Source organism: Rathayibacter sp. VKM Ac-2804 (assembly GCF_009866655.1).
Lineage (GTDB): Bacteria > Actinomycetota > Actinomycetes > Actinomycetales > Microbacteriaceae > Rathayibacter.
The window spans coordinates 1774994-1798830 of sequence record NZ_CP047420.1 but is presented as its reverse complement, the minus strand read 5'-3'; the positions used below and the strand labels follow the sequence as shown (position 1 = coordinate 1798830).

The following is a 23837-nucleotide window of genomic DNA, read 5'->3' as shown; positions in this document are numbered from 1 at the left end:
CCCGGGCCAGGGGTTCCTCGACGTCGAGACAGAGCGTCTCGACGTCGAGCGATCTCGCCGCGAGCGTCCGGTCGAGCAGCGCCCGCCGCCGTCAAAGGTCCGGCGATCGACCTCTCGACGGCGAGCGATCGGACGTCGCGCGCCACCTGAGAACGGGGTAGGTCAACTGCCAGCTTTTTCCCAGCTGGAGTGTCGCCCCCCGGTCCGTCCTGGACGATCGTGCGCGGTCACCCCGCGACGCTCGCGGCTCCCGCTCGGCCGCGCCCCCTACGATCGAGGAATGCCGAGCAAGGGGAGCTACGCCAAGGGCGTCGCGAAACGCGAGGAGATCCTGCAGACCGCTCTCGAGGTGTTCTCGCGCCAGGGGTACCGCAAGGCCTCGCTGCGCGAGATCTCGGAGGAGGTCGGTCTGACGCAGGCGGGGCTGCTGCACTACTTCGACTCGAAGGAGGAGCTCTTCGCCGAGGTCCTCCGCAAGCGCGACGACACCGACCGCGCCGTCTACGACCTCGAGCAGAAGGGCGATCAGGCGATCGAGGAGGTCGTCCGGCTGATCCGCCACAACAGCGAGGTCCCCGGTCTCGTCCACCTCTACGCGACGCTCTCCGCGGACGCGACCGACGAGTCGCACCCCGCGCACGAGTTCTTCATCGAGCGCTACCGGACCGTCAACGAGGTCTTCGCCGCCCGCGTCCGCGAGGACCAGAGCGAGGGGCTCATCGCCGCCGACATCGACCCGGAGCTGGCGGCCAAGATGATCACCGCGCTCTCCGACGGTCTGCAGGTGCAGTGGCTGCTCGACGACCAGGTCGACATGGGATCGATCGTCGAGACGTTCTGGTCGCTGCTCAAGCGGGTCCGCTGACTCCGATGGACACCACGACGCCGTGAACGACGCGCTGACCGGCATCCTCGCCTTCGTCGTCAGCGTGCCGCCCGTCTGGCGGACGCTGCTCGCCGGCCTCGCCGTCTTCTTCGAGACGACGATCCTCGCCGGCCTGATCGTCCCGGGCGACACCGTCGTGATCGTGAGCGCGACCGGTGTGACCTCTCCCCCGCAGTTCGTCGCGCTGGCGGTCGCCGTGATCGTCGGGGCGCTCTGCGGCGAATCGGTCGGCTTCTACCTGGGCCGCTGGTTCGGGCCGCGGATCCGCGGCTCCCGGCTCGGCCGCCGGCTCGGCGAGAAGAACTGGCTGCGGGCCGAGCGCTACCTCGCGCGCCGCGGCGGCATCGCCGTGTTCCTCTCCCGCTTCCTGCCGGTGCTGCACTCGCTCATCCCCCTCACGGTCGGGATGAGCGGCATGAGCTACCGCATGTTCATGGCCTGGACGACGCCCGCGTGCATCCTCTGGTCGTTCGCCTACGTCGGCGTCGGGGCCGCCGCCGCGGGCGGCTACCGCGAGCTGTCGGACAGCCTGCACTACGCGGGCTACCTCTTCGTCGGGGCGATCGTCGTCTTCGTGCTGGTCGTGATCGGCGTGAAGAAGCTCCTCTCACGCGCAGAGGCGCGTCACCTCGACGAGTGACGCGCCTCCGGGCGTGAGCGGGTGGGATCAGCCGATGAGGTCGGCCGAGGTGAGCCACTCGGTCGCGATCGCCGCGGCCGACTTCTGCTCGTTGACGCTCTCGGAGTTCAGCGCGACGAGGTCCTCGGCGGTCAGCTTCGCGCTGACGCCGTTGAGGATCTCGGCGGCGTCGTCGTCGACCTTGTCGGAGACGATCGGCACCACGTTGTCCGCGACGAACAGTCCGTCGGGGTCGGCGAGGGGCAGGAGGTCGTTCGACTCGATGTTCGGGTCGGCGGTGTAGATGTTCGCCATCTGGATCTGGTTGCTGGCCAGCGCGTCGACGGTCGTCGATCCGCCGCTGTCCTCGATCGCCTGGAACGTCGTGGTGATGCCGTACTTCGACTGCAGGGCGTCGGGCCCGTAGGGACGGGTCTGCAGCTCGGAGTTGCCCCCGAGCACGATCGGGTCGGTGACGTTCGTGAGCGAGGCGATGTCGGTCAGGTTCCACTGGTCGGCGAAGGCCTGGGTGACGGTGTACGAGTTCTGGTCGCTCGCGTCCGCGGCGTCGAGCGCGCGCAGTCCGTCGGGCAGGGCGTCCGTGAGCGCCGAGTAGACGTCGTCGGCCGTGGTCGCGGTCGTGTCCGGCTCCAGCGCCTGCAGGAGGCTGCCGCCGTACTCGGGGAAGACGTCGATCGAGCCGCTCTCGATCTCGGGCAGGTAGATCTCGCGCTGACCGATGCGGAAGTCGCGCTGCACGGTCATCCCCCCGTCCTCGAGGGCCTGCGCGTAGATCTCGGCGATGATCTCGTTCGAGTAGTAGTCCTGCGAGCCGATGACGATGGTGTCGCCGCCGGCGGTCGCTCCCGATCCTTCGTCGAGCGGATCGCTGGACGAGCACCCTGCCAGCGCCACCACGGCGCCGACCGCGAGTGCGCTGAGAACGACACGGCCCTTCTTGGTTGCTGTGAACATCTCTTATTTCCCTTCGTCGATGGGGATTCCCACCACCGCGCGGCGTCGGAGTGACGACGCGCGGAAACCTGTGCGCTCGGTCGAGGCGCGGCCGAGGCCGAGCACGACCCCGCGGGGCACGGCGACCCTCTGCAGGATCGCGAACAGCACCTCGCTGAGCAGAGTGAGGACGATCACGATGATCGAGCCCGCGAGCATCTGCGGGTAGTCGCCCGCCTTCACGCCCTGGAAGATGTAGCGGCCGAGACCGCCGGCGCCGATGTAGTCGGCGAGCGTCGCCGTGGCGATGATCTGCAGGGCCGCGACGCGCAGTCCGCCGATCAGCAGCGGCAGGCCCAGCGGGATCTCGACCTTCGCCAGGATCTGCCACTCCGTCATGCCCACGGCCCGCGCCGCGTCGACGGTGCGGCGGTCGACCGCCTCGAGACCGGAGTAGGCGCCCGCGAGGATCGACGGGATCGCCAGGATCACCAGCGCGATCAGCGGCGCACCGAGGCCGAGGCCGAGGCTCATCGCCGCGAGGACCAGCACACCCAGGGTGGGCAGCGCGCGGAGGCCGCCGGCGACCGGAACGGCGATGCCCTTGCCCTTGCCGGTGTGCCCGATCAGGTAGCCGAGCGGGATGGCGATCGCGGCGGCGATGAGGAGGACGATGAGGCTGATGCCGAGGTGCTGCGCGACGCGCGTGGGGATCCCGTAGATGCCCTCCCAGTGCGTCGGGTCGCCGATCCAGGCGAAGGCCTGAGCGATGAGGTTCACGCGGTCACCGCCTTCTCGTTCCTCGCGGGCCTGCGGCGCGAGCGGGCCCGGTCGAGGGTCGTCCACGGCATCAGCAGGCGTCCGAGCAGCACGAGGACGCCGTCGAGCACGAGGGCGAGCACGATCGTGAGCACGATGCCCGTGATGATCTCACCCTGGATGCCGCGCTGGAAGCCGTCGGTGAAGAGCAGGCCGAGGCTCTGGATGCCGAGCACCGCGCCGACCGTGACCAGGCTGACCGTGCTCACGGTCACCACGCGGAGGCCCGAGAGCAGGACGGGACCGGCGAGCGGGAACTCGACCTTCCAGAACCGCGCCCAGGCGGAGTAGCCCATCGCCGTCGCCGACTGGGTCACGTCCTCGGACACCGCGGAGAGCGCGTCGGAGGTGGTGCGCACCATCAGGGCGATGCCGTAGAGGGTGAGGCCGATGATGACGTTCGCGGTCGAGCGCAGGGGGATGCCGAGCAGCGCGGGCAGCAGGATGAACATCGCCAGCGACGGGATCGCGTAGAGCACGCCGAGCCCGGTGAGCAGGGTGCCGCGGCTCCAGCGGTAGCGATTGGCGATCCAGCCGAAGGGCAGCGAGATCACGAAGCTGAGCAGGATCGGCGGGACCGAGAGCGCGAGGTGCGCCAGGAGGTTCGCGACGATCTGGTCGGTGTTGTTGACGACCCAGTTCACGCGCCGACGCCGTCCTGCGCGCGCAGGACGCCGGTGGGCCGCCCGTCGCCGTCGACCACGATCCGGGCGCCGTCGCGCTCCTCGATCGACAGCGAGCGCTTGCCGCGGTCGGCGCCGACGAAGCCGGCGACGAACTCGCTGGCCGGGTTCGCGAGGATCTCGGCGGGCGAGCCCTTCTGCGCGATCCGGCCGCCCTTCTCGAGGATGACGACCTGGTCGCCGAGCAGGAAGGCCTCGTCGATGTCGTGGGTGACGAAGACGACCGTCTTGTCGAGCTCGCGCTGCAGGCGCAGCGTCTCGCGCTGGAGGTCGGCGCGCACGAGCGGGTCGACGGCGCCGAACGGCTCGTCCATCAGCAGGATGTTCGGGTCGACGGCGAGGCCGCGCGCGACGCCGACGCGCTGCTGCTGGCCGCCCGAGAGCTGGCTCGGATAGCGGGTGGCGAGGGAGCGGTCGAGCCCGACGGTGTCCATCAGCTCGAGCGCGCGATCGTGGGCGGGCTTCTTCGCCACGCCGTTCAGGCGCGGCACCGTGGCGATGTTGTCGATGACCCGGCGGTGCGGCAGGAGACCGGAGTTCTGCATGACGTAGCCGATGCGGCGGCGCAGCGAGACGGCGGGGAGCGTGGAGATGTCCTCGCCGTCGATCTCGATCGTGCCGCCAGTCGGCTCGATCATGCGGTTGATCATCCGCAGGATCGTGGTCTTCCCGCAGCCGGACGAGCCGACGAAGACGGTGGTCTGGCGCGAGGGCAGCACGAGCGAGAAGTCGTCCACCGCCCGGGTGCCGTCCGGATACTGCTTGCTCACTCCGCGGAATTCGATCACGGTCCTGCTCTTCCCTGTCCCGTGGTCCCGGTCAGAACCTGGCGATCAGCAAAACATCATTCGGAGACGCGTGCCAACCCGGATGGCGCAGTGTTGCACCGGAGCGTGGAAAGAGCTAGGCCGCGGACGGCCGCGCGGTCAGGACTCGATCGGCCCGTAGTGCATCGAGAGGTAGTTGCGCAGCAGCGCGCGGCTCTCGTCGATGAAGCGCTGATCGCCGTTGGGGTCGATCAGGAAGGCGCGGGTGAGCATCGCGTCGGCGACCTCGACCGTGACCTCGAGCCGGAACGACAGCTGCGCTCCGCCGGGCAGGCCGTACTCCGAGGCGAGGATCTCGGCGAAGCGGCGGGCGAAGAAGCCGGCCTCGAACGCCTCCCCCGCGACCTCGGGGGCGTGGATCGTGTCGACGAAGCGGATCGAGCGGAATCCCGCCTCCGTGCGGTGCATGTCGCAGAACGCGTCGATCGCGCAGTCGACCGCGCCCCACCAGTCGTCGGGGTGCTTCTCGCGGATGTCGGTGATGACCTTCTTGCGGAAGCGCTCGAGCGCGCGCTCGCGCAGCGCCTGCAGCACGGCGATGCGATCCGGGAAGTAGCGGTAGACGGTGCCGATCGCGGCGCCCGCGCGCTCGGCCACCATCGCGGTGGTCAGCCGGTCGAAGCCGACCTCGTCGACCACGGCCGCGGCGGCGTCGAGGAGGGAGGCCAGCCGGGCCGCGCTGCGGACCTGGACGGGCTCGTTGCGGACCTGGGGCGACTCTCCGAAAGGTCGATCGACGAGGTTTCCAAGCGGCACGGCGAAGCTCCTTCGGTATCGGTTTCTACAATCGTACGCACGGGGACGTGCCGTTCGCGTCGAATCACCGAATGTCTCTCGCTTTCTGCGCCCCACGTCGGGTGGCCGCGCAGCCCACCCAGGAGGACCCATGTGCGGACGCTTCGTCCTCTCTCAGACCAGTGCCGATCTGGTCGCCCTGTTCGACATCGACGAGCCCGGACCGGACCTGCCCGGGCCGTCCTGGAACATCGCGCCGACGCAGCGGATCGCCGTCGTCGCCGAGTCGATGAAGGGCGTCGAGGAGGGCGAGCCGCCGCGACGCCGCCTGGCGGGCGCCCGCTGGGGCCTGGTGCCGCGCTCGGCCGCGGATCCGTCCGGGGCGCCGCTCTTCAACGCCCGGATCGAGTCGGTCGCCGAGAAGCCGTCCTTCCGCGAGTCCTTCGCGGCGCGCCGGGCGATCGTCCCCGCCTCCGGCTGGTACGAGTGGCGCGTCGGCGCCGACGGCGCGAAGGCGCCCGTGTTCGTCTCCCCGGGCGGCGGCGCCCTGGTGCTCTTCGCGGGTCTCTACGAGTGGTGGCGCTCCTCGGAGCCCGGCGCGCCCTGGCTGCTGTCGGCGACGATCCTGACCCGCCCCTCCGCGGGGGCGGTGGCGGACGTGCACGAGCGGATGCCCGTGCTGCTGCAGCCGGAGCTGATCGAGGACTGGCTCGACCCGCTCACCGAGGGCGACGGCGGGCTGCTGCGCGCGGCCTCCGACGGTGCGGCCGAGCTCGCCGAGGAGCTCGAGGTGCAGCGCGTCGGCTCCGCGGTCGGCACGGTGAGCAGCAACGGTCCCGAGCTGATCGAGCCCGTCGAGGACTGACCCGCGGCGGACGGGCGGCCGGGGCGCCCGTCCGCGATCGCGTCGGGGCGACCGGTGTCCGGAGGCGTCTGGCACACTGGGCGGATGCCGCTGACGCCTGAGAGCAAACCGATGAGCGCCGGGGCGGCCGAGGTCCTGCACCGCGCCGCACGCATCGAGGACCGCATCCACGCTCTGCGCATGCGCCGGGTGACGCGCAAGGGCTACGTGCCGCGGGTCATCCCCTACACCGGCTACGGCACCACCGAGCAGCTCCGGGTGCTCGCGCGCGTCCTCTACACCCGGCCCACGCCGCCGGGCGCGGAGGAGGTCCAGCCGGTCGAGAGCGTCCGCGGCTGGCGCAGCTTCACCAGCCTCTACATCAGCGGCGCGGTCGTGTCGGTCGCCGTCGACGGGCAGAGCCACCGGATCGTCGCGGACCGGGGCGGCGTCGTCGACGCGGACATCCCGATCACGCTCGAGCCGGGCTGGCACCGCATCACCCTCACGGTCGACGGCGGCGCGCCGGTCGAGGCCCCCGTCTTCATCGTCCGCCCGGAGGCCAAGATCGGCGTCGTGTCCGACGTCGACGACACGGTCATGGTCACCGCGCTCCCCCGGCCCTTCGTCGCCGCCTGGAACACGTTCGTGCTCGACGAGCACGCGCGGATGCCCACGCCCGGGATGGCGGTGTTCCTCGATCGCTTCTCGCGGCAGAACCCGGGTTCGCCGGTGATCTACCTCTCGACCGGCGCGTGGAACGTGGCGCCGGCGCTGACGCGGTTCCTCTCGCGGCACCTCTACCCGGCGGGGGCGCTGCTCCTGACCGACTGGGGCCCCACCCACGACCGCTGGTTCCGCAGCGGCAAGCAGCACAAGGAGGAGAACCTCCGCCGCCTCGCCGTCGAGTTCCCCGACGTGCGCTGGCTGCTGGTCGGCGACGACGGTCAGCACGACGAGGAGATCTACTCGGACTTCGCGCACGAGCATCCCGAGAAGGTCGCAGCGATCGCGATCCGCCAGCTCTCGAACGGCGAGGCGGTTCTCGCGGGCGGGCGCTCGAAGGCCGCCGACCTCTCCGAGACCAGCGGCACCCCGTGGGTCTACGCCCCGGACGGCGCCGGCATCTCCGAGCAGCTGACGGACCTCGGCATCCTCTAGCCCGGCCTGAAGCCGTGCCGGTCGAGCAGCGCCGCAGGGGGCGTAGCTGCATGCTGGTCGAGCAGCCCCGCCGGGGTGTGTCGAGACCCGCCTGCCCCAGCAGGGCGGAACTGCAGACCCGCCGTCCGGCGACGGGTGGATCTCGATACGCCCGCTCCGCGGGCTGCTCGATCAGCATGCACTTCCACGGGGGCACCGCGAACGACCGAGGCCGCCCGCTCCCCGGGTGGGGAGGGGCGGCCTCGGTTGTGCGGGGACGGACTACGCCTGGTGCGCGGCCTGGAGGTCGAGCGTGATGGTGACCTTCTCGCCGATGAGCACGCCACCGGTCTCGAGGGCGGCGTTGTAGGTGAGACCGAAGTCGGTGCGGTCGATCGTCGCCTTGGCGGTCAGACCGGCCTTGTAGTTGCCGTAGGGGTCGGAGCCGAAGCCGCCGAACTCGACCTCGAAGGTCACGGGCTTGGTGACGTCCTTGATGGTGAGCTCGCCGTCGACGAGGAAGTCGTCGCCGTTCGCGCGGACCGCGGTCGACACGAAGTGGATCGAGGGGTACTTCTCAGCCTCGAAGAAGTCGCCGGTGCGGAGGTGACCGTCGCGGTTGGGCTCGTTGGTGTTGATGGAGGCGACCTCGGCGGTGGCCTCGACCTTGGAGTCCAGCGGGTTCTCCCCGGTGGTGAAGGTGGCGGTGAAGCGCTCGAACTTGCCCTTGACCTTGCTGATCATCAGGTGGCGGACGCTGAAGCCGACCTCGCTGTGCGTGGGGTCGATGACCCAGGTGCCGGCGCGGTATCCGGGGATGGTGGTGGTGTCGCTCATGGTTTCTCCTCGAGAGTGTGAATCGCGCGGGAAGCTCGTCCCCGTCCGATGTATGCAAGCGCATCGACGTATCGAGTATTCCATGTAGCGACAACCTTTTTCGACACCGCGCGCCGAGTCGACGGCAGATGGACACTTTCACGCCGCGCTCGGCCCTCGGAGGGGGCACACGACCCTGCCCGGCGACGGGCCGCTTCTCCTTCGACGGGATCTACAACGCGATCGTCGATGGAGAGAACCCGTTCGGCTTCGCCTACGCCGGCATCGAGGAGGAGGACGCCGACGGCGCGATCTTCGGCTACGACGTCGCCGAGCTCGACGGCTGATCCGTCAGCGCGCGGCGGTCGGCTCCGCGTCGCGCACCGGGTTGCGGATGCCGAGCAGCGAGACCAGACCGCCGGCGAAGAGCAGCACGGCGGTCGCGATCGCCGCGCGGCTGAAGCCCTCGGCGTCGAGGCTGTCGCCCACGATCAGCGAGGTGGCGGCGATCGCGACCAGACCGGCGATCCGCGAGACCGCGTTGTTGATCGCGGAGCCGACTCCGCTGTGCCGGCTGTCCACCGCGCCGAGGATGGTCGAGGTCAGCGGGGCGACGGTGATCGCGAGGCCGAGCCCGAAGAGCAGGATGCCGGGCAGCAGCTGCGTGGCGTAGTCGGCCGGCGGGCGGACTCCGGCCAGCAGCAGGAAGCCGACCCCGGCGACGAGCGGCCCGACGCCCATGAACAGCCGCGGACCGAATCGCGCCGTGAGCGAGCCGGCGACCTGCGAGAGCAGCAGGAGCAGGATCGTCGGCGGCAGGGTCGCGAGGCCGGCGAGGGTCGCCGAGAAGCCGAGCCCCTGCTGCAGGTAGAGGCCCAGCGCGAAGAAGCCGAACGACAGCGCCCCGTAGACGAAGGCCGTCGAGACGTTGCCGACCGTGAAGTTGCGCGAGGCGAACAGCGAGAGCGGCAGCATCGGGTTCGGCGTCCGCCGCTCCCAGAGCACGAAGGCGACCAGGGCGGCAAGACCGCCGATCAGGGCCACGAGCACCAGCGGGTCGCCGAGGCCGAGCCGCTCCTGCTCGATCAGGGCGAAGACGGGGCCGCCGAGGCCGATGACGCCGAGCACCGCGCCGACCCCGTCGATCGGCACCCGGGTGCCGGAGTCGACGTGGCCGAGCCGGTGCAGCAGCAGCAGCGTCACCGCGATCGGGAGGATGTTCAGTGCGAAGACGTAGCGCCAGGAGCCGGCGTCCACGAGCAGACCGCCGATGACCGGCCCCGCGATGGTCGCGGTGCCCGTCCACGCGGTCCAGGCGCCGATGGTCCTCGCCTGCGCGGCACCGTGGACCGTGGCGATGATCAGCGCGAGCGAGCTGGGCACGAGGATCGCCCCGGCCGCGCCCTGGAGCATCCGCGCGACGATCAGCACCTCGGCCGTCGGCGCGAGCGCGCAGAGCAGCGAGGTGGCGCCGAAGCCGATCAGGCCGATCGTCATGCTGCGGGCGCGCCCGATCCGGTCGGCCAGCGAGCCCGCGACCAGGATTAGCGCGCCGAGGGTGATCAGGTAGCCGTCGACCACCCACTGCTGCACGGCGAGCCCGCCGCCGAGCTCCCGCGTGATCGCGGGGAGCGCGACGTTGACCACGGTGCCGTCCAGGAACGCCACGAAGGAGGCGAGGACCGCCACCGCGAGGACCGCGCGCGGGCGGGTGGTGGCGGGGTCCGCGGGGGCGCTCATCGCTGCTGCCGGCTCATCCGCTCACCGTACTCCGAGCCGACGCGGCGCACGGCGGCACCGGGGATGCAGACTCGTCGCCTACTCTCGTAGCCATGTCTGCGCAAGGAACCGCCCGCAGCGGCGTGCTCGCCCGCGTCCTCGGTGTCGTCGGAGCGAGCCTGGCCGGAGGGCTGCTGATCACCGTCGGCGTCACCCCGGCCCTCGCCGTCACCGGGCTCGCCGCCAACAACCCGATCGGCCTCTTCGAGACCGTGCCCGAGTACCTCGAGCTGGGCCAGCTGGCGCAGAAGACCGAGATCTACGCGAAGAACGCCGACGGGACCGACGGTCTCCTCGCCTCCTTCTACGCGCAGAACCGCGAGGAGGTCGCCTTCGACCAGGTCAGCCCGTTCGTCAAGGACGCGGCCGTCTCGACCGAGGACCCCCGCTTCTACGAGCACGGCGGCGTCGACCTGCAGGGCACGATCCGCGCGGTGCTGAGCAACGTGGTCGGCGGCGATCTGCAGGGCGGATCCTCGATCACCCAGCAGTACGTGAAGAACGTCCTCGTGCAGAAGGCCGAGGCGCTCAGCGACACCGACGCCGCCGCCTCGCAGGCCGCCTACGACGAGGCGACCGCCACGACTCCGGCGCGCAAGCTCAAGGAGATGAAGCTCGCGGTCGACCTCGAGAAGAAGTACAGCAAGGACGACATCCTGCTCGGCTACCTCAACATCGCCGGCTTCGGCGGTCAGGTGTACGGGATCCAGGCCGCGGCCGAGTACTACTTCTCCAGCACCGCTGCGACGCTCTCGCTCGCCCAGGCCGCGAGCCTGATCGCGACGGTGAACAACCCGAACGGCCTCCGCATCGACGAGCCGGAGAACATCCCGGAGAACAAGGTCCGGCGCGACTACGTCCTGGACCAGATGCTGAAGGAGGGGAAGATCTCGCAGGCCGACCACGACGCCGCGGTGGCCGAGGAGGTCGTCCCCGCGATCACGCAGACCCCGACGGGCTGCCAGCAGGCCGGCAACGCCGCCTTCTTCTGCGACTACGTGACCCGGGTCATCCAGAACGACCCCGCCTTCGGCGACGACGAGAACACCCGGTTCGCCAACTTCCAGCGCGGCGGCTACAAGATCTACACGACGCTCGACCGCGACCTGCAGGACGTCGCGACGGCGGCCACGAACGAGTGGGTGCCAAAGACGCCGATCGACGACGTCAACATCGGCAGCTCGACCCTCTCGATGGAGGTCGGCACCGGCCGGGTCCTGGCGATGGTGCAGAACAAGGACTACGACGCGGCCGGCTCGGTCAACGGCGAGAACTTCTCCGCGATCAACTTCAACGCCGACACGGCGTATGGCGGCTCCTCCGGATTCCAGGTCGGCTCCACCTACAAGATCTTCACCCTCGCGCAGTGGATCGCCAACGGCCACACCATCTTCGAGACGGTGAACGGCCGCGAGCGCACTTTCACCGAGTTCCCCTCCTCCTGCGAGCCGGGCGGCGAGTGGAACGGCACCTTCGCCGTCGGCAACGACGAGAACGAGAACGGCACCTACAGCGTGCTCCAGGGCACGATGCGCTCGATCAACACGGTCTTCGTCGCGATGGCGCAGCAGCTCGACCTCTGCGCGATCCGCGACCAGGCTGCGTCCTTCGGCGTGAAGACCGCGTCGGGTGCCCCGCTCACGCCCTCTCCGGCCGCGATCCTCGGCTCCGCTGACCAGATCGCGCCGATCTCGATGGCGACCGCCTTCGCCGGCTTCGCGAACAACGGCACGGCCTGCACCGCGATCGCGATCGACGCGATCACCGACTCGGCCGGGGTCGGCGTCCAGGCACCGGTCTCGACCTGCACTCAGGCGCTCTCCCCCGAGCTCACAGCCGTCGCGAACGATGCGCTCCAGGACGTCGTCACGAGCGGGACCGCCGCCGCCTCGGATCCGGAGGACGGCATCGAGCACATCGGCAAGACGGGCACGACCGACGACGCCGTGCACACCTGGATGGACGGCGCGTCCAGTCGCGTCGCGACCGTGGTCTGGGTCGGCAACATCATCGGCGAGGCATCGATGCGCAACGTCCTGGTCCGGAGCGCGGAGACGAATGCCCGCGCCTACGCCTCCAACCTGCGCCACTACATCTGGAACCGCGTGATGACCCGCGCCGACGAGAAGTACGGCGGAGACGACTTCGCCGACCCGAGCAGTGCGCTGCTGAACGGCCGCCAGATCGCCGTGCCGAACGTGGCCGGGCAGTCGGTCGACGACGCGACCGAGGTGCTCGAGGACCTCGGCTTCGACGTCGAGGAGGGCGCCACCGTCGACTCCGCGACGCCCGCGGGCACCGTGGCCGGCACCGACCCCGGCGCCGGGACGACGATCGCCCGCTACTCGAGCATCACGCTGCTGGTGAGCAACGGTGCCCTGGTGCCCGCGCCCGAGACGCAGGCGCCCGCTCCGACGGCCAGTGCGACTCCGACCGCCACGGCCGAGCCCACCGCGGAGCCGACCGCGACCGCGACGCCGACCGCGCCCGCGACCGCGACGCCCACCGCCACCCCGACGGCGGAGGTCGACCAGTGAGCGGCTTCGACTCCGGCTTCCTCGGCGTCCCGCTCGCGGCGCCGCGGCCCTCCGAAGACCGCGTGGTGCGGCAGCTGCCGTACACGCACTTCGAGGTGCTCCTCGACCCGGAGCGGCGACTCGCGCTCTCGACCGCGGTCAACATCGACGGCGCGCGACTGCTCGACCTGGGCCGCGGCGACGACTGGCACCTGGACGAGCGCGTCCCCGCCGCCGAGCAGACCGGCCCCGAGGTGTACGCGCGGAACGACTTCGACCGCGGCCACCTCGTGCGCCGCCGCGACCCCGTCTGGGGCGAGCCGGCCGAGGCCCGCGCCGGCAACGTGGACAGCTTCTGCTACACGAACGCGGCACCGCAGGCGAGCGGCTTCAACCAGTCGAAGGAGCTCTGGCTCGGCCTCGAGGACCTCGTGCTCGAGTACGCCCAGGCGAACCGCGCCCGGATCGACGTCTTCACCGGCCCGGTGCTCGCCGAGGGCGACCCGGTCTACCGCGGGGTCGGCGTCCCGCTCCGGTTCTGGAAGATCGCGGCCTGGAGCCCCGACGGCACGACGCTCGCGGCCAGCGCCTACCTGCTCGACCAGACCGCGCTGGTGCAGCGCATCGTCGAGGGCGAGGACCGCGAGGGCCTCGCGCCGCTCGGTGCCTACCGGACCTTCCAGGTCGCGGTGTCGAGCCTGGCCGCGCCCACCGGGCTCGACCTCGACGCGCTCGCCGCCGCGGACGTGCTGGCCGCGGCGGGAGCGCGCGCGGAACCGCCGCGCGAGCTGCTCACGGCGGACGACGTCGCGCGCGGTCTCACCGCCCGCTGAGCCCCGCTGCGGGCCAGGATGGGGGGATGACCTCCCCCGTCCTCGTCGAGATCGACGACTCCGGCACTCCTCGCCTCCGCGACCCCGACGCCGGTCTCGTGCGCGTCGACGAGCCCGGGTATCTGCGCGGCGACGGCGTCTTCGAGACGCTGGCCGTCATCCGGGGCCGTGCGCACGGGCGGGAGGAGCACCTCGCGCGCCTGGCCGCCTCGGCCGCCGCCGTCGGGCTCGGGATCCCGTCGGCCGAGGCGTGGTCCGCGGCGATCGCCCTCGCGGTGGACGAGCACGACGCGGTCGAGGACCTCAGCATCCGGATGGTCGCGGGCTACCGCGACTCGTCGCGCGCCCGCGCGACCGTGCGGGCCGAGCCGACCGCCGACTCCTCCGCGCTGCGCGAGCACGGCGTCCCGGTCGTCGTGCTCGACCGCGGCTACGCGCACGGGGCGCTGGAGGACGCGCCCTGGCTGCTCGGCGGCGTCAAGTCGACCTCCGGTGCCGTCACCCGCGCGGCGCTGCGCGAGGCGAGGCGCCGCGGTGCCGAGGACGTGGTCTGGCGCACGAGCGACGGCCTGCTCCTCGAGGGGGCGACCTCGAGTCTCGTGCTGCTCGCGGACGGGGTGCTCCTGACGCCCGCTGCCGGCTCGGGGATCCTCGACGGCACGACGGTGTCGCGGCTGCTCGCGATCGGCGAGCGGCGAGGGCTCGGATCCTCGCGGCGGGACCTGCCCGTCCCGGCACTGTCGGGCGCCGCTGCGGCCTGGCTGGTGTCGAGCACGAGGCGCGCGGTGCCGATCCGCTCCGTCGACGGAGCGCCCCTGGCGATCGACCACGGGCTGACCGCGGCCTTCGAGGAGGGACTGCTCGCCGGCTGACGGCCGAGGACCGTCAGGCGGCGGCGTCGAGCTCGCGCGCGGTCCAGGCGCCGACGCCCACCGCCTCGGCGTGGCGCAGGTCGTCGACCGTGTCGACGTCCAGCCGCAGCGTCGAGGACTCGGGCAGGTCGAGCACGCGGTAGCCGGCGCCGACGTGCTTCTCCCGCGAGTCGAGGCCGAAGGCCGGCTCGGGTCCGGTCCCGCCGGGCAGGAGCAGCGCGGTCGTGCCGCTGCCGGCCCGGTCGCCGACCATCGAGGGCTCGTCGCCGACGGCCGCGAGGGCGGCGTCGAGGTCGGCGGCGGTGAGCGCGGGCAGATCGGCCGTCAGCGCGATCACGGGTGCACCGGGGCGGAGGTCCTGGGCCTGCGCGATTCCCGCGGCGACCGCGGGATTGAGCTGCCCCGGATCGCCGATGACGTGCAGGCCGGGGTGCTCGAGCGCGGCCCGCTCGACCGCCGACATGTCGGAGGTGACGAGGACGACGGCGCCCACCGACTCCGCAGCGCCGACCGACGCCAGGGTGTCGAGGAGGAACGCCTCGGCGAGGGCGGAGCGCGCCACGAGCTCGAGCCGGGTCTTGGAGGTGCCGCGGCCGCGGTACACGACGACGGCCGTCCAAGCGCCGCTCACGACGCGACCCGCCCGGCAGCGGCGAGCCCTGCCGCATAGCCCTCGGCGTGCGCCTCGTCGGCGCCGACGCGGAACATGTCGTCAGGACCGGTGCGGGTCAGCGTGCGGGCGCCCGGCGCGTCGAGCCCGGTGACGAGCCGGCCGACACCGCGGACGACGGCGACGGGGTGCCCGGTCGCCTTGCCCTTCACGAGGTCGCCGAGCGCGGCGATCTCGTCGGCCACCGCGGGCATGGTCACCGCGAGCGTCCGGCCGAGCGCGTCGACGGCGCCGCGCAGGTCGTCGATCACGAGCAGCCCCGCCGCTCCGATCGCCGCGTCGGTCTGGCCGACCCGCCAGGCGCGGCCCAGGGTGTCGCTGACGACGACGCCGACCCGGGCACCGAGCCGCTCGCGCAGTCCCGCGCAGAGCGCGCGGGCGGACGCGTCGGGGTCCTCCGGCAGCAGCAGCACGGTGCCCTCCGCGACGTTGCTCGAGTCCACCCCGGCGGCGGCCTGGACGATGCCGAGGCGGTTCTCCACGATCCTGGTGACGCCGTGCGCGTGCGCCCGGGTGGCGACGACGCGGACGGTCTCGGCGGTGATGGCGTCCTCGCGGTCGTCCGCGGCGACCACCCGGCCCTCCGCCTTCGAGACGATCTTGCTGGTCACCACGAGGACGTCTCCGTCGACGGGGCGGTCCGCTGCCGGAGCGGCCTCGATCGCCGCGAGGATCAGCTCGAGCAGGTCGTCTCCCGGGACCACCTCGGGGATCCCCTCGAGGACCCAGGCCGCCACGCGCATCGCACTCATCCCGCCATTCTCCCAGGCCAGGACAGCGTCGAGCGCACGCCCGCCGGGCGCTTGCCAGCGGAGGCGGGAACGTGCGAGCGCGCGGTCAGGAGGCGAGGTACGCCGCGACGGCCGGCGGCACGTAGGGCGAGACGTCGCCGCCGAGGGCGGAGACCTGGCGGACCAGCGAGGACGAGACGTGGGCGTGCGCGGGGTCGGGCAGGAGGAAGACGGTCTCGACGTGGGCGAGGTTGCGGTTCACGATCGCCATCGGCGTCTCGTAGGCGACGTCGACCTGCGAGCGGATGCCCTTCACGAGGATGCTCGCGCCGACGTCGGTGCAGTAGTCGACGAGCAGGCCCATGCTCCAGGAGGCGACGACGATCGTCCCCTCGATGCCGGCCTCGGCGATCGACTGCTCGATCAGGGCGACGCGCTGCGCGATCGGCAGCAGGGCGGTCTTGGCCGGGTTGTGCACGACGACCACGTGCAGCTCGTCGACGAGGCGCGCGGCGCGCTCGATGACGTCGAGATGCCCGAGGGTGACGGGGTCGAACGAACCGGGGACGACGGCGATGCGGGCCATGCCCTCAGCGTATCGGGCGCCCGCGGGCCGGATCGGAGCGGAGGAGCCCTCCGGGTCAGCTCTTGCCGAGGAACTCGCGGTCGCGCTCCTGCACGCGCCGCTCGAGGGCGGCGCGGAGGCGCTCGTGCGTCGCGAGCACCGGATCGGTCTCGAGCAGCCGCTCGGCGAGCACCCGTGCCTCGAGGATGAGCCAGGAGTCCTGCACCACGCGCAGCAGCCGCAGGGAGGAGCGCCCGCCGGACTGCGAGTCGCCCAGCACGTCGCCCTCCCGGCGCAGCTCCAGGTCGGCCTCGGCCAGGTCGAAGCCGTCGAGCGTCGCCGCGACGGTCTCGACCCGCTCGCGCGGCGTCGTGCCCGCCTCGGCCGCGGTGACGAAGAGGCAGACGCCGGGCACGCCGCCGCGCCCGATCCGCCCGCGCAGCTGGTGCAGCTGCGAGACGCCGAACCGCTCGGCGTCGAGGACGATCATCATCGACGCGTTCGGCACGTCGACGCCGACCTCGATGACGGTGGTCGAGACGAGGACGTCGATCTCGCCGGCCGCGAAGGACTGCATGACGGCGTCCTTCTCCTCCGCCGTCATCCGTCCGTGCAGGGCGGCCGAGCGGCGCTTCCCCAGGAGGGAGTGCCTGCGGACGCCCTCGATCGTCTCCGACACCGTCGTCAGCGGGGTCGCCGTGGGCTCGTCCTCCGCGGCGAGCGGACCCTCCGCCGCCTCCCCCGGCTCGATCGCCGGGCAGACGAGGTACACCTGGTGGCCCTTGCGGATCTCCTCGTCGGCCCGCTCCCAGGCCCGGGCGATCAGGGCAGGATGGTCGGCGAGGGACACGACGTGGCTGCTGATGCCGGGGCGGCCGGCCGGCAGCTCGCGGATGGTGGAGACGTCGAGGTCGCCGAAGACCGTCATCGCGACGGTGCGCGGGATGGGCGTCGCGGTGAGCACGAGCACGTGCGGCGGCTGGGCGCCCTTCCGCCGCAGGGCGTCGCGCTGGTCGACGCCGAAGCGGTGCTGCTCGTCGATCACCACGAGCCCGAGGTCGTAGAACGAGACCTTGTCGCCGAGCAGTGCGTGGGTGCCGACGACGATCTTCGCGGTCCCGGAGACGATCCGCAGCAGCGCCGCGCGCCGCGCGGCCGCGCCGAGACCGCCGGTGAGGAGGGTCGGCACGAGCTCCGCCGACAGCTCGGGCCCGAGGGTGCGGACGATCGAGCGGAGGTGCTGGCCGGCGAGCACCTCGGTCGGCGCGAGCAGCGCCGCCTGCCCGCCGCTCTCGGCCGTCGCGAGCATGGCCCGGAGCGCGACCAGGGTCTTGCCCGACCCGACCTCGCCCTGCACGAGCCGCGACATCGGCGACTCGTCCGCGAGGTCCGCGGTGATCTCGCGGCCGACCGTCTTCTGATCGTCGGTCAGCGTGAACGGGAGCGCGGCGTCGAAGCGCTCGAGCAGCCCGCCCGGTGCGGCGACCCGCGCGGTCCCCGGCGTCGAGCGGGCCGCCGCCCGCCGCTCGAGCAGGGCCAGCTGCAGCAGGAACGCCTCGTGGAAGCGCAGGGTGTCGCGCGCCGGGATCTCCTCGCCCTCGCGCTGCGGCCGGTGGATCAGCTCGAGCGCGGCGCCGAGGTCGAGCAGCTTCCGGTTCGCGCGCACCTCGGCGGGGATCGGGTCCTGCACGTACTTCAGGTCGTCGAGCACCACCTCGATCGCGGCCTGCAGCTGCCAGCTCGCGATCGTGCTGGTCGCGGGGTAGATCGGGATCGGCCGCTCGGTCCAGTCCTTCGTGAGTGCTGATCTCGCGATCGGGCCGTGCGCCGTGACCTCCTCGTCGTCGAAGAGCCGGTAGTCGGGGTGGGTGAGCTGCTTCGTCTCGCGGAACATCGACACGGTCCCGGCGAAGATGCCGCGCACGCCCCGGTGCAGCTGCGTGGCGCGCCAGGGCTGGCCGAAGAACGTCAGCGAGAGGGTGCCCGTGCCGTCCGAGATGATCACCTCGAGCAGTCCGCCGCGGCGGTTCTTCATCTCGCGCGAGCGCACCTCGCGGACCTCGGCGACGATCGTCACGTTCTCGCCCACCGGCAGCCGCGACACGTCGGTCAGCTCGCCGCGCTTGGCGTAGCGGCGCGGGTAGTGGCCGAGGAGCTCGCCGACCGTGCGGTAGCCGAACGCCTTCTCGATCGGCTTGGCGGTCCGCGGGCCGATCAGCGGCGCGAGCGAGGCGTCGAGGGGGTCCGGGATCACCCGACGATCATAGGTCGGACCTCGGACGCCGGGTCCGCGCGAGGCCCGGGAGGACCGATCGCGGCGCGACGGCGGCGGTCAGCCGTGCGCCGGTTCCGACGGAGGCGCGCAGTCCCGCGACCACCGTCGACGCGGCGCGCCAGCCGGCGTCCTGCTCCGCGGGCACCGGCGCGTAGCGCACGCGCTCCACCCCCTCCCGGAGCCCGCGCAGCACCGAGCGGGCGCCCTCGTCGTCGCCGAGGGCGCCGGCGATCAGCGCCTCCTGCGCTCGCGGCGACTCGCCGTCCTCGACCGGGATCCCGAGGTCGCGCGCGCTCGCCAGCAGCTCGGCCCAGGCGGGCTCGAGGGAGCCGTCGGCCGCGCGGCGCCGGCGCACGGCGCGCTGGACGACGCGCAGGAGCCACGGCACGAGCAGCAGCAGGACCAGCAGCGACCACAGCGTCACGACCGGCGCGCTGGTCGCGGTGCCGCCGCCGAGGGCCCGGGCGTCGCGGTCGCGGTCGATGCGCTGGGCGTCGGCGACGCGGTCCGGCCGGGCTCCGCGCCGGGCGCCGCGCTCGCGGCGGCACCGGGGGTCGTCGAGGGGGCGGAGGTCGTCGCGCTCGGCAGCGTGTACGAGGCCGGAGCCCCGCGGCTCGGGGTCGGCTCGAACGGCAGCCAGCCGACGCCCTCGAAGTAGAGCTCGGGCCAGGCGTGCAGGTCGGACGACTGCACCCGGTAGCTCGTCAGCTCGGTGCCCGGGGACGGCACGACCGAGCCGGGCTGGTAGCCGATCGCGAGCCGGGAGGGGATGCCGAGCTCGCGGGCCATCACGGCCATCGCCGAGGCGAAGTGCACGCAGTAGCCCTCGCGGACCTCGAGGAAGGAGGCGAGCACGCCGACGCCGTCGCCGTCGTAGCCCTCCTCGGCGGGGGTGTCCTCGGAGTAGCGGAACTCCGACGAGCGGAAGAACCTCTGCAGCGCGCGGGCCCGGTCGTACGCGGTGACCGCGTCCGCCGTCACGTCGCTCGCCGTCGTGCGCACGATCTCGGGCACGTCCTCCGGGAGCGAGAGGTAGCGGTCGAAGCCGCTGGGCACCGGGGCGTCGAGCAGCTGCTGCGGATCGGGCTCGAGCCGCAGCGCCTGCACCTCGTACTCGTCGCCCGCCCGGGTGGTCGCGTCGCCGCGGATGGAGCCGTCCTGCACGTCCTGCAGCCAGCCGTCGCCGACACCGCTCAGCTCGGAGACGGGGTACGGCACCGGGAGCCAGCGGCTGCGCAGGGTCTCGACCGAGACGTCGACCTCCTCCGTCTCCCGCGGGACGGCCTCGCCGAGGCCGGCGGGCGCGATCGGAGCTGCGATGTCGGCGGTCTCCTCGGTGTCGCTCGGCGCCCAGTCCTCGCCCTCGAAGTCCGAGACGGTGAGCACGCGGAGGTAGACCGGCAGATCGGAATCGGTCGAGTAGCGCAGCACGGTCACCGGGTTCGGGCGGCGCAGGTCGGCGCCGAGGGCGACGACCGGGTCGATCGAGCCGTTGAAGAGCGTGCCGGAGACGCCGGACGGCGTGGCGACGCGCGCGAATCCGCCCGCGGACCCGGCGACGAGACCGGCGACGATCACGACGGCGCCCGCGATCGCGATCGACGGCACGGTGGCGCCGAGCGAGGCGCTGCGCGGGCCGCGGCGCTCGGGTCGCGCGCTCACGGCGAGGATCCCGAGGTAGACGAGCGCCGTGAGCAGCAGACTCGGCCAGGAGACCTCGGCCGGATCGATGATCGCGGGCACCGCCAGGAGGGTGGCGGGGAAGAGACCGGCGAGCGCGGGCAGGCGCACCGAGAACGCGAAGAGATCGGCGGCCCAGGCGAGCACGACGACGCCGCCGACGAGGAGGAAGGCGATCCCGCTGTCGGCGACCGCGGGGAGGCCCTGCTCCGCGATGGAGGTGAAGCCCGCCTGGGCGAGGGTCTGCGCGTCGGCGACGGCGCCCGGGGTCGGGACGAGGAAGAGCAGCGCGCGTCCGGGGACGAACATCGCGGTGAGCACGCCGACGACCGCGAGCGTGCCGAGGACCGGCGGGATCACCGGGTGCGCGCGGAGGGCGCGCGCCGCGGCCGGGACGGCGAGGACGACCCCGACCGCGAGGGCCAGCTGGACGAGCCAGCCGATCCCCTCGAGCAGGCGGCCGATCCCCGAGGAGGCCGTGACGAGCGAGAGCCAGAGCAGGACCGAGAGCAGGACCGAGCCCGAGCGGGCGTCGCGCCCGCGGCGGCTCACGCGACCACCCGGAGCGCGAGGGCCTGGGCCCACGCCTCCTCGACGGCGGTGCGCGGCGACACCGGCACGGGGTACCAGCCGAGGGAGGCCAGCGCGGCCTCCTCCTCGGGGGTGCCGCCGACGAGGAACGCGACGGCCGGGCGCGCGTGCGCGGCGAGGGAGGCCAGCGCGGCCAGGTCCTCCTCGTGCAGGCGGGAGAGGACGGCGAAGACCGGGCGGCTACCGCCCGCGTCGCGCATCTCGGCGGCGATCCGGCCGACCGCCTCCACCGACTCGTCGGCGGGGGCGAGCTCGGCCAGGCGCAGCAGCACGTCGTGCGCGGCCTCGCGCTCGTCCTCGGAGCGGGCGGGCTGGTCGGGCGCGCCGGTCTCGATCAGGTGCGTCTCGAAGCCGCGCTCGAGCAGGTGCACCGCGAGCGAGGCGGTCATCGAGACCGCCCACTCCAGGCGGTCGTCGCCGCCGCGCTCGTCGAGGATCCGCGCGGCGCGCGTCTCCAGCAGGATCCAGGCGTGCGGGTCGGTGTTCTGCTCGTCCTGGCGCACCTTGAGCTCGCCCGAGCGGGCGCTGGCGCGCCAGTGCACGCGGCGCATCGCGTCGCCGGGGCGGTAGTCGCGCGGGATGACGTCGTCGGTGCCCGCCCCGGCCGTCGCGTGCGCGACCGGGCTCGAGCCGCCGGCGCCGTGCGCGTCGAGCACGTCGCTCTGCAGCGGGACGGCCCGCGGGGTCACCACGAAGGGCTGGGCCGCGCCGGCGACGGTCTCGCGGACGGCCAGCCCGAAGGCGTCGCCGCGGGTGAGCCGCAGCGGCCCGATGCGGTGGATGCCGCGCCGCCCGGCGGGCAGCCGGTAGCGGGCGCGGACACGGCTCGCACCGCTCCCCCGCAGCGCGATCGAGGGCAGGGTGAACGCGCCCCGCGCGACGGTGCGTCCGGTGACGAGACCGCGCTCGACCCGGTCGAGCCGGTCCTCCGCCCGGGCGCCGGCCCGCAGCGCCGAGCCGCGGTTGTCGAGGACGACGTCGACGTCGACCACGTCGCCGACCGCGACGACCTGCGGGGCGAAGCGGCGCTGCACCTGCAGCACGGGCGTCACGACGAGCAGCGCGAGGACGGCGGCGACGGGCAGGCCGAGCAGGACGATCCCGACGAAGAGGAGCTCGCGGAAGGCGATGATCGGGGCGACCACGATCGCGACCGCGCCGAGGACGACCAGCGCCCAGCCGCGCACGGTGAGGGCGACACCGCGGACGGCCGGGAGCGCGCCGAGGCGCCCCGACGCGCGCTTCGGATCGCGCGGGTCAGTCGGCACGGCCGCTGAACGGGACGGGGGTGGCGGCGACGATGCGCTGGACGATCTCGGTCACCGAGTGCGAGGCGCCGCTGCCGGAGCGGCCGGGGAGCCGCGTCGCGGGGAGGAGCCGGTGGCCGAGCACCGGCACCGCGAGGACGTCGATGTCGTCCGGGACGACGAAGTCGCGGTCGTTGATCGCGGCGAGCGCCTTGGCCGCGGCGATCAGCTGCAGGGTCGCGCGCGGGCTGCCGCCCAGGCGCAGCTCGGGATCGATGCGGGTCGCCTGCATGATCGCCACCACGTACTCCTGCACCGGCGGGGCGACGTAGATCGACTGGACGTAGTCCATCATCCGCTCCAGCTGGTCGTGGCCGACGACCTGGCGCAGCTCCTCCAGCGGGCTCGCGGCGTCGCGGGTGCGGATCATCTCGAGCTCGGCGCGCTCGTCGGGGTAGCCGAGCGAGAGCCGCGCCATGAAGCGGTCGCGCTGCGCCTCGGGGAGGCTGTAGGTGCCCTCCATCTCGACGGGGTTCTGCGTCGCGACGACCGCGAACGGCCGCGGCAGGATGTGGGTGACGCCGTCGACCGAGACCTGGCGCTCCTCCATGCACTCCAGCAGCGCGGACTGGGTCTTGGGCGAGGCGCGGTTGATCTCGTCGCCGATGACGACGTTCGCGAAGACCGGGCCGGGCTTGAACTCGAAGTCGCGGGTGGCCTGATTGAAGACCGAGACGCCGGTGACATCGGAGGGCAGGAGGTCCGGGGTGAACTGGATCCGCGAGACGGTGCCGCCGACGGACGCCGCTAGCGACTTCGCGAGCACGGTCTTGCCGGTGCCGGGGACGTCCTCCATCAGCAGGTGGCCGCCCGCCAGGAAGACCGTCAGTGCCATCGAGACCTCGGCGTCCTTGCCGTCGATCACGCTGCACAGGTTCTTCAGGATCGCCGTGCAGTGGGCGCTGAACTCCTCACGGGTCATCGCCGACCCGGGAGCCGCACCGCGGTCCGATGCCGTGCCGACTGCGGAGCGGGTCTCATCGAGGGACGTCATAACTGGTGATTCTCGCAGTGCGAACCGGAAAACAGCTCAGGCTTCCGGGGGGCTCCCAGCCCTCGGCGCGAGTCCTATGCTCGGAACGGTGACCAGGATCATCGCCGGCTTCGCCGGATCGCTCACCCTGCGGGTCCCCCGCGCCGGCACCCGGCCCACGAGCGACCGGGTCCGCGAGGCGATCTTCTCGGCGCTGGAGGCGCGCGACGCGCTCGACGGCGCGACGGTCATCGACCTCTACGCGGGCTCCGGTGCGCTCGGACTCGAGTCGGCCAGCCGCGGCGCCGCCTCCGTGCTGCTGGTGGAGCGCGACGCGAAGGCCGCGAAGACGGCCGGGGAGAACGCTCGCGCGATCACGGCCGCCGCCGCCGCGAACAAGCGCCCGAAACCGCGGATCGAGATCGTGATCGCCTCCGTGCGCTCGTTCCTCGACGGCTCCCCCGCCGTCAACGCGGACACGGTCTTCCTCGATCCGCCCTACGACCTCCCCGAGGACGAGCTGGCGGCCGATCTCGCCGGCGTCCTGCCGCTGCTCGCCGAGCACTCCGTCGTCGTCGTCGAGCGGAGCTCGCGGAGCCCGGAGCCGGGCTGGCCCGCGGGGCTCGAGCGCGACCGGCGGAAGGACTACGGGGAGACGACGATCTGGTGGGCGTCACCCGCGGCGGCCCCGGCCGAGTAGCGCCCTCACCCGCCGCCGCGGA

The 23837-nt window shown here is 72.7% G+C and carries 24 protein-coding genes; 9 read left to right on the top strand and 15 right to left on the bottom strand.

Annotated features, from left to right (window positions below; all coding sequences use genetic code 11):
* Positions 1 to 280 precede the first annotated feature (280 nt).
* Together GTU73_RS08400 and GTU73_RS08395 are read left to right on the top strand one after the other, a co-directional pair.
* Positions 281 to 865 carry a TetR/AcrR family transcriptional regulator gene (locus tag GTU73_RS08400; RefSeq protein ID WP_160088573.1) on the top strand — a complete coding sequence of 195 codons (585 nt, stop codon included), beginning with the start codon at positions 281 to 283 and terminating at the stop codon, positions 863 to 865.
* A gap of 22 nt (positions 866 to 887) precedes the next feature.
* Positions 888 to 1526 carry a DedA family protein gene (locus tag GTU73_RS08395; RefSeq protein ID WP_160088571.1) on the top strand — a complete coding sequence of 213 codons (639 nt, stop codon included), beginning with the start codon at positions 888 to 890 and terminating at the stop codon, positions 1524 to 1526.
* Between the two features lie 27 nt (positions 1527 to 1553).
* Here the strand turns inward: GTU73_RS08395 and GTU73_RS08390 are convergent, their stop codons facing one another.
* The 5 genes from GTU73_RS08390 to GTU73_RS08370 all read right to left on the bottom strand — a co-directional run bounded on the left by GTU73_RS08390 (position 1554) and on the right by GTU73_RS08370 (position 5544).
* Positions 1554 to 2480, bottom strand: coding sequence for an ABC transporter substrate-binding protein (locus tag GTU73_RS08390; protein WP_160088569.1), 927 nt, complete (start codon positions 2478 to 2480; stop codon positions 1554 to 1556).
* 3 nt (positions 2481 to 2483) lie between these two features.
* On the bottom strand, positions 2484 to 3239 hold the full coding sequence (locus GTU73_RS08385) for an ABC transporter permease (RefSeq protein WP_160088567.1): 756 nt from the start codon (positions 3237 to 3239) through the stop codon (positions 2484 to 2486).
* Entirely contained in the window at positions 3236 to 3922 is a 687-nt protein-coding gene (locus GTU73_RS08380; protein ID WP_160088565.1) for an ABC transporter permease subunit, read from the bottom strand. Before GTU73_RS08380 ends, GTU73_RS08385 begins: the two co-directional genes overlap by 4 nt.
* A complete protein-coding gene (locus tag GTU73_RS08375) occupies positions 3919 to 4749 on the bottom strand; it encodes an ATP-binding cassette domain-containing protein (RefSeq protein WP_123732083.1) in 831 nt (276 codons plus the stop codon). The genes GTU73_RS08380 and GTU73_RS08375 overlap by 4 nt, the downstream gene beginning before the upstream one ends.
* Positions 4750 to 4887: 138 nt before the next feature.
* Entirely contained in the window at positions 4888 to 5544 is a 657-nt protein-coding gene (locus GTU73_RS08370; RefSeq protein ID WP_244231820.1) for a TetR family transcriptional regulator, read from the bottom strand.
* Between the two features lie 130 nt (positions 5545 to 5674).
* Between GTU73_RS08370 and GTU73_RS08365 the strand changes: the two genes are divergently transcribed.
* Together GTU73_RS08365 and GTU73_RS08360 are read left to right on the top strand one after the other, a co-directional pair.
* Positions 5675 to 6388, top strand: coding sequence for an SOS response-associated peptidase (locus GTU73_RS08365; RefSeq protein ID WP_160088561.1), 714 nt, complete (start codon positions 5675 to 5677; stop codon positions 6386 to 6388).
* A gap of 84 nt (positions 6389 to 6472) precedes the next feature.
* The gene (locus GTU73_RS08360) at positions 6473 to 7528 is read left to right on the top strand and encodes a phosphatase domain-containing protein (protein WP_160088559.1); all 1056 of its coding nucleotides are present in this window, start codon (positions 6473 to 6475) and stop codon (positions 7526 to 7528) included.
* A gap of 261 nt (positions 7529 to 7789) precedes the next feature.
* Here the strand turns inward: GTU73_RS08360 and GTU73_RS08355 are convergent, their stop codons facing one another.
* Positions 7790 to 8344 carry a YceI family protein gene (locus GTU73_RS08355; protein WP_123445585.1) on the bottom strand — a complete coding sequence of 185 codons (555 nt, stop codon included), beginning with the start codon at positions 8342 to 8344 and terminating at the stop codon, positions 7790 to 7792.
* 128 nt (positions 8345 to 8472) lie between these two features.
* Between GTU73_RS08355 and GTU73_RS08350 the strand changes: the two genes are divergently transcribed.
* Entirely contained in the window at positions 8473 to 8670 is a 198-nt protein-coding gene (locus GTU73_RS08350) for a hypothetical protein (RefSeq protein WP_160088557.1), read from the top strand.
* 4 nt (positions 8671 to 8674) lie between these two features.
* Here GTU73_RS08350 and GTU73_RS08345 read toward each other — a convergent pair whose 3' ends face one another.
* A complete protein-coding gene (locus GTU73_RS08345; protein WP_160088555.1) occupies positions 8675 to 10063 on the bottom strand; it encodes a DHA2 family efflux MFS transporter permease subunit in 1389 nt (462 codons plus the stop codon).
* A gap of 92 nt (positions 10064 to 10155) precedes the next feature.
* On the opposite strand from GTU73_RS08345, the gene GTU73_RS08340 reads away from it, so the two are divergent.
* From GTU73_RS08340 to GTU73_RS08330, 3 genes are read left to right on the top strand one after another with little or no spacing between them, the layout of a single operon-like run.
* Positions 10156 to 12639, top strand: a complete 2484-nt coding sequence (locus GTU73_RS08340; RefSeq protein ID WP_160088553.1) for a transglycosylase domain-containing protein — start codon at positions 10156 to 10158, stop codon at positions 12637 to 12639.
* A complete protein-coding gene (locus tag GTU73_RS08335; protein WP_160088551.1) occupies positions 12636 to 13451 on the top strand; it encodes a DNA/RNA non-specific endonuclease in 816 nt (271 codons plus the stop codon). Before GTU73_RS08340 ends, GTU73_RS08335 begins: the two co-directional genes overlap by 4 nt.
* Before the next feature lie 26 nt (positions 13452 to 13477).
* A complete protein-coding gene (locus tag GTU73_RS08330; RefSeq protein ID WP_160088549.1) occupies positions 13478 to 14323 on the top strand; it encodes an aminotransferase class IV in 846 nt (281 codons plus the stop codon).
* 13 nt (positions 14324 to 14336) lie between these two features.
* Here the strand turns inward: GTU73_RS08330 and cofC are convergent, their stop codons facing one another.
* The 8 genes from cofC to GTU73_RS08290 all read right to left on the bottom strand — a co-directional run bounded on the left by cofC (position 14337) and on the right by GTU73_RS08290 (position 23064).
* Positions 14337 to 14954, bottom strand: coding sequence for a 2-phospho-L-lactate guanylyltransferase (gene cofC / locus GTU73_RS08325; RefSeq protein ID WP_160088547.1), 618 nt, complete (start codon positions 14952 to 14954; stop codon positions 14337 to 14339).
* Entirely contained in the window at positions 14951 to 15745 is a 795-nt protein-coding gene (cofE, locus tag GTU73_RS08320) for a coenzyme F420-0:L-glutamate ligase (protein ID WP_208543751.1), read from the bottom strand. Before cofE ends, cofC begins: the two co-directional genes overlap by 4 nt.
* A gap of 85 nt (positions 15746 to 15830) precedes the next feature.
* Complete coding sequence (gene coaD / locus GTU73_RS08315) at positions 15831 to 16310, bottom strand: pantetheine-phosphate adenylyltransferase (protein ID WP_160088545.1); 480 nt, start codon at positions 16308 to 16310, stop codon at positions 15831 to 15833.
* Positions 16311 to 16365: 55 nt separating this feature from the next.
* Complete coding sequence (locus tag GTU73_RS08310; RefSeq protein WP_244231819.1) at positions 16366 to 18543, bottom strand: ATP-dependent DNA helicase RecG; 2178 nt, start codon at positions 18541 to 18543, stop codon at positions 16366 to 16368.
* A gap of 7 nt (positions 18544 to 18550) precedes the next feature.
* The gene (locus tag GTU73_RS08305; RefSeq protein ID WP_160088543.1) at positions 18551 to 18988 is read right to left on the bottom strand and encodes a hypothetical protein; all 438 of its coding nucleotides are present in this window, start codon (positions 18986 to 18988) and stop codon (positions 18551 to 18553) included.
* On the bottom strand, positions 18985 to 20796 hold the full coding sequence (locus tag GTU73_RS08300) for a DUF3488 and transglutaminase-like domain-containing protein (protein ID WP_160088541.1): 1812 nt from the start codon (positions 20794 to 20796) through the stop codon (positions 18985 to 18987). The genes GTU73_RS08305 and GTU73_RS08300 overlap by 4 nt, the downstream gene beginning before the upstream one ends.
* Entirely contained in the window at positions 20793 to 22103 is a 1311-nt protein-coding gene (locus GTU73_RS08295) for a DUF58 domain-containing protein (RefSeq protein ID WP_160088539.1), read from the bottom strand. Before GTU73_RS08295 ends, GTU73_RS08300 begins: the two co-directional genes overlap by 4 nt.
* Positions 22093 to 23064, bottom strand: coding sequence for a MoxR family ATPase (locus GTU73_RS08290; protein ID WP_208543787.1), 972 nt, complete (start codon positions 23062 to 23064; stop codon positions 22093 to 22095). The genes GTU73_RS08295 and GTU73_RS08290 overlap by 11 nt, the downstream gene beginning before the upstream one ends.
* A 160-nt stretch (positions 23065 to 23224) precedes the next feature.
* Between GTU73_RS08290 and GTU73_RS08285 the strand changes: the two genes are divergently transcribed.
* A complete protein-coding gene (locus GTU73_RS08285; RefSeq protein WP_160088535.1) occupies positions 23225 to 23815 on the top strand; it encodes an RsmD family RNA methyltransferase in 591 nt (196 codons plus the stop codon).
* Positions 23816 to 23837 lie beyond the last annotated feature (22 nt).